A 2,186-nucleotide genomic window follows, 5' to 3' on the forward strand; every position below is an offset into this window, starting at 1 on the left:
GGATGATCCTTCTTGTTTATTACCGCTGACGGAAATTATGTTAAAAATCTAGTATGGATCTAGCTTTTTTTGTTCACGATGCTCTAATCTCTTTATTTATAGTATTTTGAATGTATACTTTTATTGTGTATTTTGAAGATATCAGGGGATTCGGTGAGAAGTCAATGTTTAAAGGTATTTGAATGTAAACTAATATTTAAAAGTTTACATTCGTATTTATAATAAATTAAAAGCACTTTTTAATGTTTTAAAAGTGCTTTTAATTTGATGTTGATGTGACGGAACCTCAAGTATGTTGTGGGTTTGAAATAAAGTTTGATAATTTATAAAAAAGTCTGATCGTTTATAATAAATTAGAACTAACAAAAAAAACTCTGTAAAAATCATTTTACAGAGTTTTTTGCTAATTATTTATTGTTTTACATAACAAATTGTAACTTGTTCGTCTATATGGAATATTTGTAATGCTTTACCATCATAGTTTTGAACTTTATACGATGAATAAATCGGTCTTTCTAGCTTCACTTCTTGACCATTTTGTGTTGCTTTCTCTACGACTAACATTAATTGCTTGGAAGCTACGTCTGCTTGATATGTTCCTGATACCGTATTATCTTTGCTTGGATAAGAACCATTTGCATAGGTTACAAATGTCTTATCACCTTTTAGGACTAATGTAGTTTTTACTCCGTTTCCGTAATCAATACCCCAATTACCTACTAGTTCTGTACCGTCTTTCATATTGTTCTGTACATTTTTAAACTTAGCAGAACTCTCATCAGGTGTATCAATTTGTCCTTTGAATATACCAGTTTTTGCTTGGCTATCATATGTCTTTACTTGATTACCGCTAGATAAACTTGGTTTAGAGGAACTACTTGAAGAACCGCTCGATGTAGAAGTAGTTGAACCACCTTTTGCTTCTGAACTTAACTTATCAAATACTGGCTTCCAAATACGTTTCGCTTCACTTAACTTCTCGTTTGCTTTGGCTAAAATTTCTTTATCATTATTCATAGCAGAGTCTTTCGTGCTAAATGCTTTTGATATTTCTGTAAAAGTCTCTCTTAACTTCCCAACAGCTTTTACGATTTCTTTATGGTCTTCCTTATACTTAGCAGGTGCATCTATATGCTCAATCTTATCGAATACTTTATCTAAGTCTTTGATAGCATCTTGAACCTCTACTTTTGATTTACTTCCTTTGTGATAATCTCTTACAGAAGAATCATAGTAATCAAAGCGTTTTAACATATCTTGTTCAATGTCTAACATAAGTTGTGGATAATCTTCTGCTAAAACTCGAACCATTTGAACATCTTTACTTTCTTCTTTCGAGTTAGTTGATTTTTCCTTTGTTTCAGATGATTTACTTTCTGACTTAGTTGAATTTGTTCCTTCTGTTTTAGTTTCCTTACTTTCTTGTTTACTAGATTCAGCATTTGTTTTTTCTTTGTCTCCAAATAAACTAGTTACACTACAAGCTGACATAGAAACTACTAATCCAGATGCTAGTAAAATTTTACCTGTACTTTTTTTAAAATTTTTCATATGATTTTCCAATTCTCCCTCTCAAAACATAAAATAGATGCGTTTTAGCCCCTTTAATACTAAAAAACATACCACTTCTATATTTATCCTAAAATACCTTTCTATGTATAACATTTTACAAGTAATTACAGATATGGTCAAAATTCATTCTAAATTAACGATGTTCATAAAAAAAGATGCGATGCTTTATTCCCTCAAGTAAAAGAGTCTAAGTGAGTTTTGATTAAACTTTTTTATAAAAATCTCATACTTAGTTAAAAAGAGTAACTCCATTTTGATCAATCTTTTTTTCAAAATGGAGTTTTTGTTGTTGCTGTTAAATAAAGGTTTGTGACTTCATTTTTATCAAACTTTATTCCAAAGCAACATATGTAGAAATTTAAAAAAGTCCCTTAATAATGTTAAAGGGACTTTGCTCACACAAATGATCTGCACATCAATTTATTTTTGATATACAGATCATTTGTATGATAATTTTATAAATAATTGCTAAATAATGAATTTACATAAATGTTTTTAGAAGTTCTTGAACTAATGGGATTGCTCCACCAATAAATTTTAAAACTGTCATTGCGATTTCCATATTACTTCCTCCTCTTGTTCGTATTAAGATGTGGTGAATCTTTATAGATAAT

1 protein-coding gene is annotated in these 2,186 nt (G+C 29.6%); it reads right to left on the bottom strand.

The annotated features are described in order from the left end of the window. Positions 1-411: 411 nt before the first annotated feature. Positions 412-1,551, bottom strand: coding sequence for a DUF3994 domain-containing protein (locus tag U860_RS0130320; RefSeq protein WP_115610371.1), 1,140 nt, complete (start codon positions 1,549-1,551; stop codon positions 412-414). Between the last annotated feature and the right edge of the window lie 635 nt (positions 1,552-2,186).

The sequence above is a fragment of the Bacillus sp. H1a genome (assembly GCF_000633475.1).
Taxonomy (GTDB): Bacteria; Bacillota; Bacilli; order Bacillales; family Bacillaceae_G; genus Bacillus_A; species Bacillus_A paramycoides.

What these genes read in the sequence shown, in the direction of transcription:
- U860_RS0130320 (WP_115610371.1), bottom strand. Translation starts at nt 1,551, where the DNA reads ATGAAAAATTTTAAAAAAAGTACAGGTAAAATTTTACTAGCATCTGGA.